This is a genomic window from Prevotella brunnea (genome assembly GCF_008016795.1).
GTDB lineage: Bacteria > Bacteroidota > Bacteroidia > Bacteroidales > Bacteroidaceae > Prevotella > Prevotella brunnea.
The window spans coordinates 1-19,647 of record NZ_SDIK01000078.1; the positions used below are offsets into that span (position 1 = coordinate 1).

Below are 19,647 nucleotides of genomic sequence, written 5' to 3' on the forward strand. Positions count from 1 at the left end.
TAGCGGACAGTAATAATAGAATAACCCGAAGATAGGTGCTTCTATGTTCGGGTTATCTCTTGAAATCTTATGCGTTCCTATTTTATCCCCAACGCCTTGAACGCAGCATCCACGGGGGCGGAATATACCTCCAAGCTGAATTTGGAGATTAAGTCTGCTGGCACTTTGGAGTATTGCAGCATATCGGCTACTGGGATGAGAATACGCTTAGCACCGGCATCTTGTGCAATCTGCAAAGCTCCGGGCAAATCTGCGGTTGGAATAATTGTTCCACCAATACTCATTGATCCGAGTACGCACATCTGTGATTGAACAGGGCGACTTGTCAAGCCTGACACAAGGGAGATGAAAGCTCCCAGTTCCAACCCTTCCATTGTGCCAAGACCATTGATGTCGGTGGCTTTCAGGTGCATCTCGCTCTCTGAGAATTTTGCATCCTGACTTATCCTGCTAAGGTTTGAACGGCAATAGTTCACTGCTTCCTTCAGTTCGTCGCTGATGGCACTTCCACTACCAAACCCTGTATGAGTGAATTTCCCATTGCCAGGCATTACCTGTAGATCGAGGCGCACCAATCCCATGTTAACCTCACCCGACTGATGAGCTACGCTATATAGAGAGCCTGGCTGCAATTCTCCCTCTGGTATAAGTGCCGATCCGCCATTCTCAGGGGTGGTCACAAATCTCTCTTCGCCATCTTCGAAGTCAATATAGCTAAAGTGAACGTCGTAGAACTCCAGTCCACCAATCTTTTTCAATTGCTCTTTGATTCGACGCCGGCCTACCAAAGCATACTCCAAACACTTGCGGACATCCTCCTTCTCAAATTTTCCATCAGGAAATAATAGCTTCAGCATGCCACTTACCGTTTTCTTCACAGCTATCACATCACGTTGGTTAAGATCCCTGCCAAGTCTGAAATAGCGATGAATGGCATCTGCATAACTTATTTTCCGAAGCTCACGTAGGCACTCAGAAAAATAATCAGAGATAAAGCCAAAAGCATCCGTAAAGTACTCGGGATGCATCTTAGGTATTTCCCAACCAGGCAGATAGAGATGAAAACGGTCAAAGAATGCTGTATCAATCATCTCTTTGGGGAACGGAGCAAGCAGATGACTTACTTTGACCAAGTTCTCTATACTGCCGTTGATGTTGCCCACAAAAACCATAGAGGCGTTGGCATTGATGCTTTCCTTGCCTCGGCTGAATGAGCCGTTGGCCATATAGCCCTTCATAATCTGGATGCCGTCCTTATCCTTCATATTGATACCAGATACCTCGTCGAAGGCCACGACGTCCCATGTGCCCACCAAGCCTACTTGATGCCTACCCATATTATAGAATAGGTTGGCCACGGTGGTCTGACCACCAGAGATTAGGATGGAGTAAGGTGACAGTTCGTCGTAAACGTATGACTTACCCGTCCCTCGCGGTCCCAGTTCGCAGAAATTATAGTTATTCTCAACGAAAGGTATCATGCGTGCTACCAAGTGCCAGCGTGTCTGCTCATCAAGATTATTCGGCTCCATGCCTACACTACGGCAAATCACATTAATCCACTCCTCCAGCGTAAAGTTCCTTTTATACTCCACGAAATCCTCCATATCGGTAGATGGCATCTGTACGGGCTTCAAAGATGCGATATGAAAAGGTGTACCCTTTGTATTCTCATCGTAAATGTACTCCAGATCGAGGATGCACCATATTCCGCCACATAGCAACTTGTCGAACTTCTTAATGTAGCTGTCATCTATATGCACTCCGCTGATGTTGATATTGAAGATTTCGCCGACATAGCTGTCCGTTCGCTCGCTGAGTTTTGCAGATACTTTATCGATGATCTTATAGTGGCCTCGTTCACGTATCTTGGCCTTTATCATTTCTGCTTCATCTGGCCGCACATAGTTTTCGGCAAGGACACGCTTCACCATCTCTACGCCGTTGGCTATATCTTCCTCATCATCGGTGGCACAATACATGCCCAACAGATACTCCAACACATAGCTGGGTACGTTGGCACCTTCCTTGATGCTCTTGGTAAGGTCTTTTCTGACAACCTTGCCACTATAATATTCATTGAGCTTTATATCTAATTCGTCCATCTTCTAAAAATCATCATTAAACATCACACTCACCTTGTAAGCTTCCTGCTTATAGGGCGCAAACTGATCTGTTCCCACTAACTGTTTCTCCATCTTCAAGATTACTTCTTGATGGTTGAGCTTCGACAATTGATTTTTGAATACGAATGCGTGCTTTTGTTCTCGCTGCACGCTATCGGGGTTCTCGCTGTCGAAGGTCAGTGTAACTGTATCAGAGATGAGTTCGTTTTGACTGTCATAAAAACCAATCCTCAAAACCAACGCTTTCTGCTTTTCAGTTACCACATCTGTCTGATAGAAGCTGATAGTCTGCTTGTTGGTAGTAAGGCGAGATCGCTTGTTCAGCACATCCACATCCACATTACCCACATCACTGTCTTTCTTCACATTCACATGAAGCACCGGCACCACTACCTCTTGCGGCATGCTACCACCATGAACGAATCGGCTACCGGAACCTTGCTTGCGTATCCTGTTCAGTCCTTTGCAGGTCTGCATCTGCATCCCTTCTTTCAGCCCCACATTCTCGCTGTTCCATGTCTTGACAGCATCCCCCTCCGTCAGACAAGGACCGATGACAAAGCGGCGATTCTCTATGAAATAATCACCCATTGCCTTAAAGTCGGTAAAATCACTTTCGTCAAGCTCTTCATTCTGGTAGATATAACCATGATCAGCCGTAATCAAGATATTTGAGCCATTGCCGCTGCTAATAAACTTCACTAACTTTACTATCTGGTCAAATTCCGTCTCCGTGGCTTCAAATACCTCATGTTCCGTGGCCTTCTTATCCCCGGTTTGGTCTATATGATTACTATAAATATAGATTAGGTCGTAATCCTTAAAATAGTTTCTCGGCTTTTCTATCAGCAGGAGGTCTTCCGCCGTGATAGCCATACTTTTGGGAACATACTGCAGCAACACCTTCTTTCGGGTATCCGTGCCAGCGGTACTCATTCCATCGGCATACACCGTGTCTTGATTCTTCTCATACGACAACACTTTGTGGGGGAGCAATGCCGCCATACCCAGTTGGGTATAGGAGGGGAGCGTGGAGAGCATAGGGTCTTTGAGATAGGTTACCATACGGTTCGCCTGGGCTATTCGTTGTTCCAACTCTACCATTGTCTCATACCGCAGGGCATCGCTGATGATAACAAACACCCTGACCCCTCGCTCTACAAATGGGCTGACATGATACTGATAAAAATGCCGCTGACTGATAACATTGTTGATGTGCCATTTATCCATGCTATCTACCAATGGTTGCCATTTCTTGGCGAGTTGCATCAGGTAGCTGTTGGTATAGACATTTTGCACCATCGTGGTAACGTCAGGCAGCAGATTCGTACTTTCTGCCTGTCGTGCCTCTCTGATGTAGTGCCTATAATGCAGGTCGATGGAGTAGAGGCTTTGAGCATAGAGTTTGAAGCCTTCTTCTGGCGAGTTGATGATAAGTCCCGTCATCTTCTGGTCAATCTCTTCCATCATCCTCCTTGCCTCCAGCAAGGCATAGATAGTATGCGCCGCCACTGGGAAGAATATCTTGTGTTCCCGCTCATCCACGATGGTCTCCATATCATCCACCGTCATCGTGCTGTCAAGCACATTGCGTTGCAGATATTGAGCAATTATCTTATCTATACAGGGGAAGGTCTCAATGGCCACCAATCTCTCTATGGGTTCCCCCTGAACGATAGTCTTGATACCCAGTTCAGCTTCGAGCTTGTTTGCCCAGTCCTTATATAGTTGGCCATACTGACGGCTGTCTCGCCAGTCGCGCATAAAGATATGTGCCTCATTGGTCAGCGTCGGTGAAGTCAGATACCTGTCCATATCCTCACGGAACAGCACGATGAGAAGTGTCTTGACAGCATGCTCTTGATGGTAACCAAATACCTGTTCCACCTCTGTCCAATACACATCATTCAGATGGTATTTCTCCATTTTATCCGTCATATCGGATCCACCATCCAAAGCCTCTTGTGCCAAAGCCCATGTCAGCTGGTCGCAGGTAGGGTCAGCCTTGCAGACCACTGCCATCATCTGCCGTTTTATAACCTCAACATCCATGCCTTGCCGTAGCCGTGGAGTGATGCGGCGACGGTTGTCTGCCAGTTTGAAGAAATCGTAATGAGCATCTACCACTTTCTCCTTCAGTTCTAGCGGTATGCCACACTCGGCTGCCCACAGTGATGCCATATCTGCCGAGAAGAGCGTGCCCTGTACCTCCAAGTCGAGTAGCCAGTTGTCCTCATCGGTCGGACGCTCATGGGCACTATATATCAGCCATCCTCTTTCGGGCTGCTCTCCCTTCAGAATATGATACTTAACGGTGAAGGCGTTGCTGTCTAATGCGAGAAACTCTACCCCACGGATTGTCAACGCTGTGGCAAAGTCCTTCATCTCTCCGCCCTCGTTATACCAGAATACAAACCTGTTCTTTTCAAACAGACCATTGAGGACTTTTTCTATTTTATCTTTATTGCTCTCTGACATTTCTTAGCCTTGGATTTTACTTTGCAAATAAAAATATACTGATATTCAGTAGATTACATGATATTGGAATTTACTTTGCAAATAAGAATCAACCATAATATGGTATGTATGTGGCATACTTCTTCGATTTGATGTTTTCATCTGAAATCTTTATGAAGCCTGCCTCTACCGTGTCTGCAATAATTCTTGAAGCCACAGATGAATGCTTATCATCTATCTCAAACCTGTCTCTTACAGACTTGTTGTTGATAGGACTGCTGTCTTCATACATCAAGCAAGCATGCTGATAGCAGGCGGCGACCTTTTCTTGCTTGGTCATGTCGGATATAGACTTCCGAGGATAAAGGAATACCCTCGTAAATGACTCGCCTTTTGCAAACTTGGCAGCTGGAAGATACATTTTTTCGATGGCTTCTACGGCTCTATCAATTCCGCTACCTCGACGCTCACAAATCCCCAACATATACATGGTCTGTGCCAGGTCCTCGTTACGTGATTGTGGTGGCAAGTCTAATAGTCTGTTCACATCGTTCAGTGGTGGACCTGGATTGGTAATCGTCAGTCTGTTAGAGAATATCTCGATGGTTACCTGCATACCCTCTACTGAAAAATCTTGATGAATCAGGGCATTGGCCACCAACTCTCTTATAGCTACTCTTGGATATGTAGGCTTCGACTTACGCATCACGTCGATTTCTTCCGTGGAAGTGAGCTTCATGATATAATCCACCAGTCCTTCAAAGCCAACCGCATAACCATACGCCCCAAACTATTCGGAGATTAACTCTCTGTTATTTGAGCCAACATATTTGCGAACTACTACGGTATGTCCCTTCAGTTTATCAAATGTGCGGATGTCATTGGCAAACAAAATGGCTCCCATATTGGTGATGTCCCAACCTCCTTCATGCTTGTTACACAGTCCAAACTCTTCTAACCGACGGGCAATGATGCTTTTCTCCTTTGGAATCTCACGTTCCAGCAATTCATAGAACTTCTGATAGTTTAATGTCATGAGCAGGTCGCCTAACGAAACATTCTCACGAGCAACTCGCTTTTCAAACGGGTTGCCCTGCGAGTCGGCTATGAGCGACTTGATTTGTGTACGCGACATCTTCACGGTCTCACCAGCCGATCGCGTGTAAGCATCAAATATGTTCTTACCCCGAAGGTGTACAGGCTTGTCAGGGTTTTCAGGTATATGTACAAATAGTAGCGAGTGATCTTTATAGCTCTGCACTGAATGTTCGATAGGAATAGAGACCGACAGATTGTTTTTGGCTATATTACCCAGTGTCTGCACGGTCTTTTCTATCTCTGCTTGCGACAGTGGAGCAAAGGTAGCATCATTGTTTACACCAAAGACTAAAAGGCCGCCTCCTTTGTAGTTGGAGAAAGCGCACAGATGCTGAGCCAGACGCTCGGTTTTGCTTGATAATCCGCTCTTCCAATCCAGTTCATTGAGTTCGGTGGGTATAGGGTACAGACTATCCTCTAAGATTCGTATTGCTTTTTCTTTCCAGTCCATATTATTCTTCTGTTTTATCCAAACCTTTCACTGGTTCTACCAGCGGATAGAACAACGGGTAGTTGGCTTTCACGCCGTCGTCGAGGTCAATGGTCTGACGGTGGGTGGCCATTTCTGCCAGTCGGGTAGCAAACTGCTCCACCTCTCGTATCTGCTCGTGCAGTTCGTTTTCGCGTGCCAAAGCCTTGTTGCGCTGGGCGGTGCTTAGGTCGTCGCGGCCCGATTGTTCCTCGGCCTCTAACAGCTGCTGTTGCACCTTTTCGAGGTAAGGATGCACATACTCTGAATGGAGCTTCGAGAGTGTATCTCCGTCCATGCGGTGCATATACACCAGTGCACGGAAGTAACCCTTCTTCGCCTTCTCGCCCATCTTCGATGAGAACATCCAGTAGATGGGTCGCTTGGCTCCCTTTACGTTGTACATCGCACAGTGGTCGGCATAGAAGCTCTTATAGAGATAGTCGCGCAGTGTGCTACCAAGCGCTTGATTGATATAGCGCATATTCTCGTGGAACTTCTCCTCACCAAAGAGCAACTTTAGTGCCTCCTCAATGCGCTCTGTCATATCGTCGGCAAAGAAATTCTCTTCCTGCACGATGGGGATGATGCCGTCATCGTCTATCGTCAGGGTGTCTTCTGCGCCATTGTCGAGTCCATCAACCTTCAACCCCAACTCGTCAAGGTTCTGGTTTTGGCTGGCAATAATCAGTCCTGGCTTATCTACGGAGTAGCGCCCCATGAAGCAGCCCACAAGATAACTGATAAACTGCTTGATGATTACATCTTCGTGCCAAACTATCTCGTTGTCCTCAATGCTGATTTCGCCTTTCTGTAGGATGGTCACTTCATTGAGCGGCACATCGGGTGTCAGTTCATCTTGCAGACCGTATATCTCAATAAACTGTCGGTTGAGTTCTTCTTCATTCTTGTGCAACTGGAGGAACTTGGCTTCCCATTTCATCTCATACATATCCACGTGCCATTTCAACGATGACGGCTCTGCTGCAGCTGGCTCGATGCAGATATTCTTTACGGCTGCATAGTCGTTGATAACGTCAAGAAAATTAGTCTTGTTGATGGTCAAAAGCTCATTGGACTGGAAGTCCCATGAGGTTTCGTGGGCATCCCAATCGAGCTTGGATATGGTAATGCTTTCATCAACCATATCATCCACATCACTAGACGTTCTCCATATTAATGGTATTCCATCAATAACACCCGTACTTCTATTCATTGTTGGATTGATAGCAGGGATGATAGCTTGTACAACCTTTGAATTTAGGAGAGCTAAAACATAATTGATATTGTTTTTTACAAAGCAAACAGGGCCAGCATCTCCCAGCACACTACCAGTTGGAAGGTATCTAAAAGAATTAAAACCAGAAGCAATTAAACTCCAAGTTATCGCAGCTTTGAAAAAATGTTGAGTATTCTTGCATGTCCTTGAATAGCTACCATATAAAGCTGACGCTAAATCCTTAACTTCTTTACCATTATCTTCCCAATTAATAATTTGAATTAAATTTCCATACCATTTACGTGTTTCGCCACCTTTGCTATAAGGAAACCATTTTTGAACAAAGATCTTTTTGTCGCTATTTTTCCTCTCAAAACATGTATTGCTATAACTTACTTCAAACCAATCGCGTAGAAATCTACCATTATCATTGGTTGACATACCAAGTTTGGTATCTAATTCATCGCCAACTTTATTGTTTTCATAAAAGATATTTATAATCTTTTCAGGAAGCCAATAGCTAGTAAATGTATATCCTGGCAATTTAATAAAATTCTTCTGATGAGATGCATAATGCCATCTGCAGTTTGAATTATTTATTGCCTCTAATGTCTTGTCATTTTTTAATGTGGCATCTTTAAAGTCAATCAATTTAATATAATGACCTTTATGTGTAGGAGCACATTTGGCAATAACAAAAGTAGCATTTTGTACTAATTCTCCACTAATTTCAGGAAAAGTCCTTGGACCTAGGTGCAATAATGACTCTACAAAGTAATTTTCTATTATTTTCTCTCGTAAACGTTTATAACTCGAATTAGACATCCAGCTATGTTGGTTAATCATGGCAGATCGACCATTCGCTGAGTTTAAACTGAAGTTGCGTTCCATAAATGCCGCCATCAAATCATACTTGCTATCTGGATAGTAAACTTCAACAAATTTTTTTAAAACCTTTCCCATACCCTTCCCAAGATACGGTGGATTTGTCACCACACAATCATACTTCTCCGAAAGGAACAACGCCTGTGTTTTGAGCAGATGGCTTTGCGTAGCCCACAAGCCCGTGTTCACTTGGATAGCCGCATAGTCTTCTGCCGACACCTTCAACAATGATCCGATGGTGTCGAGGTTTTCAAACTGCCACATCAGCGAATCTTCCCCCCAGCTGCCTGAAGCATCAATCACGTCGTGGTCTATCGCTTGCAGGGCGATGACTGCTGGTTGCACGGTATGGCGCAGGTAACGGCCATAATAGGCACGGCTCTTCATAGTGAGGGCAAAGCAGGTGAGCTGATAGCAGCGGCGGTCGATGTCCATACCGTAGAGGTTGTGTTGCAGGATAAGAGCAGGGATGTCTTTGCTCATCATTCCCTCCTCCTCGTACATCTTCGCGAAGAGGTCGAAGGCATAGACCAGGATATGACCGCTGCCCATGCAGGGGTCGAGAAACTTGATGTCCTTTGCACTGTGTATATGTTCGGGTATCACATCGGTCTGACCCTCCATAGGCTTGATATAGTAGGGCATGCTGTTGATGAGCCTGCTATCCGGGTGCAGCGTCATCCATATACGACCCAAGCTGTTCTCTACCATGTAGCGCACAATCCAGTGGGGTGTAAACAGCTGGGTGGCAGCGGCCTGCTCGTCACTCTTCAGTCCACCTTTGCGACTCTTGTGAGCCTCGGCATCCTTCTTGCGGTCGGTGATGTAAAACTGGTAGAGCCAGCCCATGATTTCCACATTCTGACAATCCTCATCGGTCATGCCCTGGCGAATGTCGCTCACAAAGCTCTGGGCAGACAGCAGGTCGTCGGGCATCAACAGTTCGGTGTAGTCGGCAATGCGCTCGAAGAGGAACGGCATACTCTCGCCCAACTGGTTGCACACAGCCACTAATAATTTGCGATAAAGCGGCTGTTCGGGTAGCAGCTTATCACCGGCGGAGAGCTTCAGGTCGTCATCTACGATGCCCCCCATGGCCTCCTGTAAGATTTCGGGACGCTGCTGTCCTTGTACGGGTGTTACCACCATAGGAGTATTATAGCCGTTGGCATCCATGAAGCGAAGCGCCATCACACGGTTGAACCAGGTGTAGGCCACCTCCTCGATAACCTGCTGCTCCGATTTTGCAGCAATCTCCTTGCGTAGTCGGTCTATCTGCGCTGCATAGCCACGCAGTTCAGCCGTGTCCTCGTGGAGCACATACCGCATCTTGGTAGAGACAAGCGATACGAGTTTGGCACGGGTCTGCTGTGCAAAAGTTTTCAGTGCCGATGTGTTTGTTGCCATATCGTGTTCTTTTTTAATTCAGCATGATATTCTTGTTGTCATCGATGAAGCTGTCAAGGCGAGCATGAAGTGCATAGATATAACGCTGTACATCCTCTTTTGTTTCCAACAGGGCCTTATCGAAGTTTACATCCATCGCCTCGTACCTCGATACCATCTTTTTGGCATTGGCTTGCTCCATGCAACGGTTGATATAGTCCAAACCATGATTATAGCCGTTGGTTACATCGGTGGTCATGGCTCTTAGATTCCCAATAAACCTCTCCGCATCTGCCTTTGCCGAGAGTTTGTCGAATATCTGGGCGACAATATCCTTCTGCTCATCAGTAAGTTGTGGATAAGCAGGAAGAGACAACAGTGCACTGCGCTTTTCTTCTATCTGCGCCTTGATGCTGCCATGTGCTTCATCTTGCATGGACTTGATCTCGCCGGTCATGGCTTCGAGGGCCTGTTTACCTTCAGCCATCTGTGTCCATGGTGTTGCCGAATGATAGATTTTATCCAGCTTCGCCTGGAGTTCAGGATTTACTAAAGCCACGTTAGCCAGATTGCCCTTTTTCAGCGTGTCGATCTTCTTGAATATCTCAAACTGGGGACTCGCAACAAACTGGCTGATGGTGTCAGCCAACTCCTTGTCGTCCAGAATATCTTCAAGTTGCTTGGTCTTGGCGTAAAGGCTGGGGAAGACACTGCGACTGGCAATCTGCAGTTTTTCGACGACTTGCTCCACTGGCTCCACAAACTTAAATGGCCATTGAGCCTTGACGGAGCGCAGCGTATCAATCTCCTTATTGAGTCGCTCTATGAATCGAGTATGCACATCCTTGGCTGTCTGTGCGGCACAATTCTCATCGTTGAAAAACTCACGATAGAGATTTTTCAGCTTGGTCACCTGACTTTGCGATATAGCCTCTTCAATATCAACGATCAGCGTAGCCTGTGCGCCACTGTTAGTGAGATGGTAGTAAAGGTCACGGTCGGCTACGGGGCCACCACTGCTCTGCATGGAAATCTTATCTGTCTTGTAAAGCTTTGCCAGCAAGCACAATGTGGCCGTTTGATACCAGCCGTAGGGTGCTTGCCTAAAATAATCTACAAGGTCTTTTACCTTCGAGCGGATGCTCAGCTGCTTGTTGCGCTGAATGTGGTTAAATACCTCTTGGGCACAGACATCGACTCCCTCGCTGCAGAGTGCAGTATCTAATGTCGTACTGGAAATGATATTCTTCAACATCGAGTCATCATACTCGATGGTGAGCATCTTCAGGTTACGATAAACCTGATCGACCAGTTCCTTCATCCCGTCAGAGAGGCGCGTTTTAATATCCGTGATCTTGCTGGGGGTGATTTCCTGTCCGGCAATATATAGGCGGGCATTCTTGGTAAGTTCGGAGAGTCGGGCTACGATGTTTTCCCGACGCTGACTGTTGATTCTACGCTTATCGGAAATAATCTGTTGGCGATAGTTGTCGTTATTGCTGGAGAGTAAGCGTAAGAGACACTTGTCGGCCTTCTTATACATGGCGAGGTCTTCTGCCATATACTTGTCTTCGCCCAGCACCACTACCAACTGGTCGGGGTGCTGCATAGAGTAAGCGCACATAGCCTGCTGGTCGGTATGTGCCAACTGCGTAAGCGGTGTGATGAAATGGATGTAGATGTCGGCATCGCGCCCGTCTTGCTGTTCGTCAACAATGCGGCCGTAAGAGAAAATCTTGAAGGTGGACAACTTAATCTTTGAGTCGTCGAAGATGTCGGCACTGAAGATCTTCTTCAATTCATTGTTTAGTGCATCTGCGGAAAGATCCTCATTTTTGATTTCGGTTTCGATGTCCTTCTCCTCATTCGTCTGATAGTGGTATTCATCGTTTGCACCCTTCTCGATGTACGACTTGCGTACCAGCACGTTGAGTGCTTCTTGAATGTCGCTCATGAAGGCAGGGAAATCGGTATCAAGCGTGGGCATCAGAATCTTGGTGATATTCTCCTTGGTAGAGGGGAATCCCTTGACGTACTTGACGAGGAAGAGGGTCTTCAGAACCTTTAATGCCAAATCATCGTTCAGCGTGCGCTCGGCCTGCTGAATATCACTCTGTATCTTGGTCTGAAGAATACCACGGAGCCCCTCATACATATCGCAGAACTGTACGATATGGTCTAAATCCTTGTCCTTATATGTTATAGCGACTTGTTGAGTGATGGTCAGCAAAGAACGCTCACCCACGGAGGTATGTTTTCCGCTGAAGGCATTGTTCTTACTCAGCTCGATGATAGATCGCTGTAGCAGGTCAAACTGATAATCGACAAATGGAAAATCGATGGCGAAATGCGCATCACCCTTATAGTTTGTTCTAAACTGACTGTTGTCGCCGAAGTTGAACATACTCTTGATGAACACCTTCTGCTCGTCATAGACCTTACGGAGTATCTGTCGGGGTTCTGGCTTCTTTTCAAGCAGACGACGCTGTATCACCTCGTCGGCGTTGGCACTGGTAAGATTGACACGAGTGGTAAAGCGACCCTGAATCCGCGAGAAGTCGTTTTCCTGTTGCTGCTCTAGATTTCCGAGAGTGGCATCAATATCCATCTGCGACGTGACCATCAAGATACAACGACCTTCGGTACGGTCAGCAAGGTCTTCGGCGATGGTCTGCAGGCTAAGCATGCGATGCACGTCCTTTCCGACGAACTGGGCCACCTCATCTACGAAAAAGATAAGGCGCAAGCCTGGATTCTTGTCCAGATAAAGCTTCACTAAATCGGCAAAGCCATCAATGTCGAGGCGATAATTATTAAGCTGGGTCTTGATGTTGTTCAATGCCACCTCAAGAGTAGTGCCCTCCATTTCGGCGAAAATCTCAGCGAGGTTCTGCTGACGGAACTGTATGCTCTTACGGGCATCTTCCCAAGACTGTCCGAATCTATTTTGGTATTCTGACTTCAGCCAAGCGTACTTATCATTTCCCTCGAAATAACGCTCTATATTAGCCACTTCATACTGCTTCTCATCGTAGCCCAGCATACGGTTGAACTCCTTCATGAAGATGGCCAGCACAGGGTCGGAAACCTTCGTCTTGCCAAGCCCATCAAAAATTTCCTGAATGTTGAACAAAATGCTCTTAGTGGGTATTCGGCATGCCTTGATGATGTTGCCCTTCAACTCAAAGTCAGCAGAGGCCTTCTCCGCAAACACATCGGCACATTTCTTACCGTCTATCTCAAAGTTGTTTGCCAGTACGTAGGAGAGGATTTTCAGCAAGTGTGATTTACCACTTCCGAAGTCGCCTGAAATCCAAACATAACTCTTAGATGCGGGTTCAACCAGTGTTGAGAAAAGATCTGGCAGCAGTTTCAGCTGTTCGGATGTAACAACAAACTCGTCCACCTCGGTGGTCAAATCAGAGGTGCTGCTTGCCTTAATTACGCCATTGATGGGGCGACTAATATCTTTAGCGTAGATTTCTTCTTGTATCATAGTAATTGTTCTTAGTCTTTTAGATCGTCTAAATTTTGTCCTCGATAGTAGGTCTCATCGGAGATTTTTCCAAAGAGCTTCAAATGTAGTCTGTCGTATTCGCCAGGAAAGAACAGTAACAGATTATTCTTTAACGCCAGTTCGTCAATATTATTGAGAATAGTGTGCGAGCGGACAAAAGGATAAACGCTGCCCACTCCTGTGATGAACACGAAATCGGGATTCGTTTCCTCTATTCTACCCTGAATTAGAGGCAGTACCGCAGTCTGCACATCGAGAACTCCATCGAAAGTTGAGATAATCGCATCGCTGTCGATGTCTTTCTCTCCTTCAAGAATAGGATTGAGTAAATTCTCCTGTCTGAGTATATCCAGACAAATGTCGTATAGATTGATGTTTACACTTGTCTTCCCGACCTTGCTTAACCTGTTCATCAGCCGATTTATCTGGGTTGGGATTTCACCTTGTAGGCCTGGATGGAAAGGTTGGATGAAGATAGGAAGTTCCCCACCAAGATTCTTGCCAAATTCAGGATTCAACAATTTATTATAAACACCCTCGAAAAGCGTATCAATATCTTGTGTGATGTTAGTCATATCAATGGGTTAGCTTACTGATTTCATCATTGGAATAGAGATAGATGGAAAGCCACTTGGGGTTGTCCTTCACAATGAGCTGTTCAACCTTTTCGGTGAGATAAGGGCGATGGAGTATTCCCGTCTTGGCAGATTCCACCAATTCGGTTTGTTCCAGTATTCTGAATGCCGTTTGACGCATCTTACGAATGGTCTGATCGGACAGCCTCTCTAGTTCTGGGTGTAGATACTTCTTTTCGTTAAAGAACTCGTTGAAATTGGCATAGCTCACCTTCTCGTCGAGATTATAGAAATTCTCGCGCACTACTTCTACTATAAAATCGCGGATAAACGAATGTGCCTTGCAGATAGCAAGGAGTACGAGAAGGCGACGCTGTGCAGGAGTTTCATTCGCCAACAAGTATCGCTCATCGTCGTTCAGAGCCTGGAGCCTTTGCTTCACTAGAGAGAAGAGGCGTTTGCTGGTTGAAAGCTTCTCCTTTTGCATCAAATTGTTACTAAGAGTCGACTCACGGGTTCGTTCCCAGTCTTCCGAACAATCATAGAAAGCTTGCACCACAGCAGAAGTCTCATTGAGCAACGCAGCCCCTGCCGTGAACGTTATATTGTATGTGTCTATATTCAAATCAGCCACCATGCACTAAACATTTTTTGAATCAACCAATAAGTCCTTGATATTTATATCCAAGATCTCGGCTATCCTGGTGAGTGTCTGCAAATCAGGCTGGGATGTATTGGTACACCACTTTGAGACTGTAGCAGGATCTTTGCCTAATTGCTCTGCCAACCATTTTCCAGTTCTCCCAACATCAGCGAGGGCTCCTTTGATTCTATTTATTTTTTCCATTTCATAAGAAATTGATGTTAAGCGCAAATATATGAAACTTTCCTCATATTCCTTCATAGTTTTAGCAAAAAATGATGGGTGGTAGTGAAAATTTCTTTCTCACATGCTAAGTTTTGCTTAAAAAGCGATATATATGCCCTTATAACCAGAAAACAAAGTTGATGAAGGGTGCAATTATAGCTGACTTGGCAGCATGGGCATGTGAACATCAAGCGGATGAGTTCTATGCGCATCTTGTTATGCCAGATGCCCAATTATCCGTATGTAGCGATTTGCTTTTGAACTTCATATAAGAGCCTGTTGCAGCTTTACAAAGATATGGTGTAAGTGAGCAAATGCTCAATATTCCTCAGTTGATTGTCCTTTCTGTATCTATGGGTTGGAAAGACCTTTTCGGTGGAGTATCGTTTAAAAAATCGAGGAAAAGCTTTCCAAGGAAGATTATTCTTTGCTTGTTATCGCCAGTGATATTATCTCTCATTTACGCCATGGGGCTTCCAAATCACAAGCTGTCCAAGCAGTAAGGGATGTTGTAAATGGCAAAAGTCTTTTGGTAGCCACTGATTTGGGTGGTTATATCTACCATGGCTAGCAATGCTTCAAGAAGAGTTGGGACTTTACGTCCGCCATTCACAATGCCATGTATGATTACTATGAAGATAAGCATCTTCTCGCTATATTGACAGGAGCTTTTGCGGAAGCAATGTATGGCTGTGAATATGGTATGGTCAAGTAAAAGTATTCTAAGGAATGGTTCTTTGAATTTCAGATACCGCCATCTATTCTCTCTAACAATCCCGCAGAGTTTGAAGTTCTTCGCCATATTGATCAGCAAAGATTTTTCTTTCCAAAAAACAGTGCCCTCACCAATGTTGAGGTGCATTAGTGGACTGATATGAGGAATATTCTTGCAAGAGTTTGTTTCCCACTTGCACACAAGAACAAGATAATGAAATCCCACTATACTGACTGGGACCATCGTTATGGTATCTATCTGGATGATGGCTGGTTTTATGTGTATCGTAGCCATGTATTGCTCAATCATTTCCAAATGAGCAGTGATAAAGGTAAATATTATTTCATCACCCGTACCCAGAAGTCAGAAGCCATGCAAGCAGGTGAGGATTCTCTTTTGGAAGGTTTTATGCAGAGGGATTCCATTTTCTAGATTTAGACATGGAGCTATAGGCTCTTTTCAAGACTCATCACCTTGGTAACATAGTTGCCATCTTCGGCATACCCAATCTTGTTCAAGAAATCGTAGTAGTTGCCGCCTTTGTATTTGTACTGCACATAATCTTTATAGGCTTTGACGCTCTCTTCCCATGAGTTGAAGGTGTAGTAGCTTCCGTTGCTGGGGCGGCGAAGCCCGAAGAGGTTGTTGTTTTCTAAGCATACCCGGGAGGTAAAGTAGCCTGTTTCAAGCAGAGCCTGTGCCGCTACTATCTGTGGGAACTTTACATCAAATTGCCTTAATGTGGCCATCAGATTTTCGATGTTCAGCTCTCTGTTGGGTTTCGTGCCAAATCTAATATACGACATCTTATCCTGTAGCTGCGTGATGTAACCGTTAAGATAGTCCACAAAGACATTAGGATTGACGCTCTTTCCGCCTTTCCTAATTCTGATATGAAGATGCGGACCAGTACTTTTGCCCGTGTTCCCCGATACTCCCACGATAGTTCCTGCCGAAACCGCATAGCCCTCCTTTACGGTAATCTGGTCAAGGTGTCCGTACAGACATTCGAAGATGCCATGCTCTAAGATGATGTAGTTGCCATAGCCTTTATTGCTATAGCGCACTTCCTTGATGATGCCGGGCAACATGGCATACACCCGTGCATGGTTACATTCGAGGTCGATACCATCATGGAAAGCCGCACATCGCTTTACTGGGTCTTTCCTGTAACCGAAAGCAGAGTTGAGTTTCAGGAAGTCGAGCGGCAGACAGACATTCATACGCTGGCTGATCAGGTTGAAAAGCAGGGAGTCCTTCACATTGACAAACAGTGGTACGTCCTTCTCGATGGTGATTTCCAAGCCGAGGCCTGTTTGGAAGGCTACATCAGGTATTTTTGTGTCTATGCTACCTACCTTTTGCTGTGTAACTGTTTGTTTTACAAGTCTTTCCTGTGTGTGAGCTACCTCTGGACGGAGGGTATAAAACTGTGCTGCCATCTTTATACTGATTGCGGTAGCAACAAAAACCAATAGAAATAATCTGTATCGTCTCATCTTATCGTCTTGCTTTTTTGATAATTTTGTTCGGTGAGAAGCGCAAGTCTTCTCTCGACAAATTTACCGATAAAAATTCAACGTATGGAAAATGTGATGACGTTTCAGGCTCAGGGAGCGGTCTTAGAGAAACTGATGCAGCTGGGTATCGACAAGGAGAAACTGGCGTCGATGCCTGATGCTCTGAAAGTTCCGCTGCTTTGTGGAGAGGTGACGCCTGTTTTCATAGCCAACACGGAAACATCAAATGGCAAGGTGATACAGTTACCGATGAAAGCCCAATTCGTACTGGATGATAACGAACAAGTGTTACTGATGACTTACCCACTCCGTAGAGAGATTGCCAATGAATTAGGACTTAACCAAAATGAGCTCCAACGAGTGCTGTCTGGCGAGGTAATACACAAGGAAGTGAACGTGGAGGGAGAAAGGAAAGTAAGATTTGTTCAGCTGGATAAGGAAACGAACTCGCTCATGCACCGTAATGTGGCCAGCATTCCTATCGAGACAGAACTACAAACACGAGATAAAGTGAAGGACATCGAGCTGGGTGCCAATCAAAAGGAGGCTTTGCAGGAAGGTAAACCTGTGGAACTGGCTCTCGGCGACACCAAGGTAACGGTGGGCGTTGACCTACGTGAGCCACAAGGCTTCAAAATTGTCAACGGCGACATGAAAGAGTGGGAACGATTGCAACAGATGCGCTACGATGATGTTCACGAGGATTTTATGGGTTATGTGATGACCGACGAAAACCGCTGGGAATACCAGAAAGTGGTGGAACGCCAGGCCATGACCAACAACCCCTCGGAGTCTATCGAAAAGAAGCAGCGTACAGGCTTGCTCCGATAACACAAGACTAAAAACCATCCTCCCCAAACAAGGGATTCTTTAATATTCTGCTCCCGGCTTGTCACTTTCATAAGAGCCAGCGAGTGCTTTAACATTCTTCTTTGTTGGCGAGTTCTTCTGTTGTAGAACCGTAGCGTTAAAGCATATCACGACAAGCAAGGTGGGTAGAAAGAAATACAAAAATCTTGATTACGACTACATCGTCAGCTCCGTGGCTGGCTATGCCAAGGTTGCTCCTATTGCCCGAAAAGTAAAGGCTGGGGACGATATGGCCATTGCCAAGGCAGCAGCGATGATGACGGCTGCCGTCAGGAATGTCATGCCTAAAGATAAGCAGGTGGTACTGGTACCTATCCCAAACCGCACCGGCAGGGCCGGTTACACCAAGACGCTTGCCGAGAAAATCAGCGAGGCACTGCATCTGCCTGTCATCGACGCGCTGGCAAGCAATACCCACGAGCCGCTTTATCTGGTGAAGAAAGCCAATGGCTCGCTCGATGAAGTGCCGCTCTACTTCTATCGCATCCGCAGGGTGCCTAAGGACAAGATACCCATTCTTATTGATAATGTACTCGACACCGGGCACACGGCAATGGCCGCGTATGAAGCGATGGGCAGACAGGACACACTGATGGCGGTACTCGGTGATACGCATAAGTTCACGCCCAACAAATGGAAGTCGGATATTTACCCTTTAATTGACAATAATATGGCAAGCAAGAAAAAAGAAGAGGTGCAGCAGCAAGCTACCCCAAAGGAAGAGCCGACGGCTCAGACCGAGAAAAAAGCTGCAAAGAAAACGACAAAGCTCCCGAAGTCAAAGACGCTGGCGGAGCTGTACACGAATATGAAGGAGAAGCATCCTGATGCTGTCCTGCTCTTCAGGACGGGAGATTTCTACACGGTCCTGAACGCTGATGCCTCCAAGGTGGCTGACACATTGGGTGTCAAGGCTACCAAGCCAGCCAAGGCTGGAGACGGTTCTCTGCAAGTTACATTTCCCCATCATGCGCTGGACACGAATCTGCCGAAACTCATCAGTGCCGGTCTCCGAGTAGCCATCGTGGACAGTCTGGAGAAGAAACAAAGTGTAGAGAAATCAGTATCGGAGAAAGCGGAAACGAAAGCACAGGAAATAAAAACTGAGGAAAAGAAAGAGGAAGGGAAGGCCATAGAGAAATCGGCAACCGCCAAGCAGGAGCATCAGCCACGCGAGCCGCAGATGGTAACGGTCAATGGCGACAAGGTTTCCCATGCTCATGCCTTCCAGTCCAAGGTGAATCCCGCCGACTGGTTCTATGTGGCTCAGCTCAACGGCAAGCAGCTCAACCCTATGAAGATGGACGCTGCCGACATCGCAGCCTATCAGAAACGGGAGGCGAAGGTGGAGGACATGATGCAAAAGTATTATCCGACAAAGCTGGCTCCCAAGGTGTCTGCCGAGGAATACAAGGCTGCCAACATTCTATCCGACGGCAGGGTAATCGACAAGATGACAGTGTATAAGGAGAAAGATGAGCAGCGTGCCGACTATGGCAAGTACAAGCTCTACGCACAGGTGGGCGACCAGCGCATGTCCGTTCCAATGACCAAGGCGGACCAGAGTGCTTTCTTCGACCGCGTGACGACACCGGCGGCATTGGTGGAAAAAAACTTTGGCGAACGGCTGCACCTGGCATCGGCCTACGCCGTCTATCTGCTCCCTGCCAACATCAAAGTGGAGGATATTCGGGTGGCAAAGGACAACATGGACGGCAAGTGGAAGATTTCAGCTGCCGTGGGCGAGAACGGGCGCACGGACAAGAAGGCGATTTCCTTTGACGACGGCTTTTCTCTCTTCCAAGCCAAGACCGTCACTCGTGAACAGCTGGCAGCCAAATATCTCTCAGAGGACATCAAAGTGCTGTCGGGTCAGAAGCAGGCTATCAGCAATGGACTGAAGATGTAACCTTTGGGCGGATTTCTATAATGAACACAGATA

General features: G+C 46.2%; 14 protein-coding genes. 3 read left to right on the forward strand and 11 right to left on the reverse strand.

Annotation, left to right across the window (positions count from 1 at the left end; translation table 11 throughout):
* Positions 1-77: 77 nt before the first annotated feature.
* The 10 genes from brxL to ETF27_RS09625 all read right to left on the reverse strand — a co-directional run bounded on the left by brxL (position 78) and on the right by ETF27_RS09625 (position 15,402).
* Positions 78-2,105 carry a protease Lon-related BREX system protein BrxL gene (gene brxL / locus ETF27_RS09585; RefSeq protein ID WP_130829415.1) on the reverse strand — a complete coding sequence of 676 codons (2,028 nt, stop codon included), beginning with the start codon at positions 2,103-2,105 and terminating at the stop codon, positions 78-80.
* 3 nt (positions 2,106-2,108) lie between these two features.
* On the reverse strand, positions 2,109-4,604 hold the full coding sequence (pglZ, locus tag ETF27_RS09590; protein ID WP_130829418.1) for a BREX-1 system phosphatase PglZ type A: 2,496 nt from the start codon (positions 4,602-4,604) through the stop codon (positions 2,109-2,111).
* Between the two features lie 88 nt (positions 4,605-4,692).
* Entirely contained in the window at positions 4,693-5,334 is a 642-nt protein-coding gene (locus ETF27_RS11540; protein ID WP_240048172.1) for an ATP-binding protein, read from the reverse strand.
* Between the two features lie 39 nt (positions 5,335-5,373).
* Positions 5,374-6,132: an AlbA family DNA-binding domain-containing protein gene (locus tag ETF27_RS11545; RefSeq protein WP_240048173.1), complete on the reverse strand. Its 759-nt coding sequence runs from the start codon at positions 6,130-6,132 to the stop codon at positions 5,374-5,376.
* Between the two features lies 1 nt (position 6,133).
* Positions 6,134-9,661, reverse strand: a complete 3,528-nt coding sequence (pglX, locus tag ETF27_RS09600; RefSeq protein ID WP_130829422.1) for a BREX-1 system adenine-specific DNA-methyltransferase PglX — start codon at positions 9,659-9,661, stop codon at positions 6,134-6,136.
* Positions 9,662-9,674: 13 nt separating this feature from the next.
* Complete coding sequence (gene brxC, locus ETF27_RS09605) at positions 9,675-13,136, reverse strand: BREX system P-loop protein BrxC (protein ID WP_130829424.1); 3,462 nt, start codon at positions 13,134-13,136, stop codon at positions 9,675-9,677.
* Between the two features lie 11 nt (positions 13,137-13,147).
* A complete protein-coding gene (locus ETF27_RS09610; protein ID WP_130829426.1) occupies positions 13,148-13,732 on the reverse strand; it encodes a DUF1788 domain-containing protein in 585 nt (194 codons plus the stop codon).
* A 1-nt stretch (position 13,733) separates the two neighbouring features.
* Positions 13,734-14,369, reverse strand: a complete 636-nt coding sequence (locus ETF27_RS09615) for a DUF1819 family protein (protein WP_130829428.1) — start codon at positions 14,367-14,369, stop codon at positions 13,734-13,736.
* A 3-nt stretch (positions 14,370-14,372) separates the two neighbouring features.
* Positions 14,373-14,579: a helix-turn-helix domain-containing protein gene (locus ETF27_RS09620; protein ID WP_130829752.1), complete on the reverse strand. Its 207-nt coding sequence runs from the start codon at positions 14,577-14,579 to the stop codon at positions 14,373-14,375.
* Positions 14,580-15,081: 502 nt separating this feature from the next.
* Positions 15,082-15,402 (reverse strand): hypothetical protein, encoded by a 321-nt coding sequence (locus ETF27_RS09625; protein WP_130829430.1) that lies wholly within the window; start codon positions 15,400-15,402, stop codon positions 15,082-15,084.
* A 72-nt stretch (positions 15,403-15,474) separates the two neighbouring features.
* On the opposite strand from ETF27_RS09625, the gene ETF27_RS09630 reads away from it, so the two are divergent.
* A complete protein-coding gene (locus ETF27_RS09630; RefSeq protein WP_147785757.1) occupies positions 15,475-15,747 on the forward strand; it encodes a hypothetical protein in 273 nt (90 codons plus the stop codon).
* 14 nt (positions 15,748-15,761) lie between these two features.
* On the opposite strand, the gene ETF27_RS09635 is transcribed toward ETF27_RS09630, so the two are convergent.
* A complete protein-coding gene (locus ETF27_RS09635) occupies positions 15,762-16,814 on the reverse strand; it encodes a peptidoglycan DD-metalloendopeptidase family protein (protein WP_130829435.1) in 1,053 nt (350 codons plus the stop codon).
* Between the two features lie 84 nt (positions 16,815-16,898).
* Here ETF27_RS09635 and ETF27_RS09640 point away from each other — a divergent pair, with 84 nt between their 5' ends.
* Both ETF27_RS09640 and ETF27_RS09645 read left to right on the forward strand, forming a co-directional pair.
* Positions 16,899-17,666, forward strand: coding sequence for a DUF4099 domain-containing protein (locus tag ETF27_RS09640; protein ID WP_130829437.1), 768 nt, complete (start codon positions 16,899-16,901; stop codon positions 17,664-17,666).
* Between the two features lie 160 nt (positions 17,667-17,826).
* On the forward strand, positions 17,827-19,614 hold the full coding sequence (locus tag ETF27_RS09645) for a MutS N-terminal domain-containing protein (protein WP_130829439.1): 1,788 nt from the start codon (positions 17,827-17,829) through the stop codon (positions 19,612-19,614).
* Positions 19,615-19,647 lie beyond the last annotated feature (33 nt).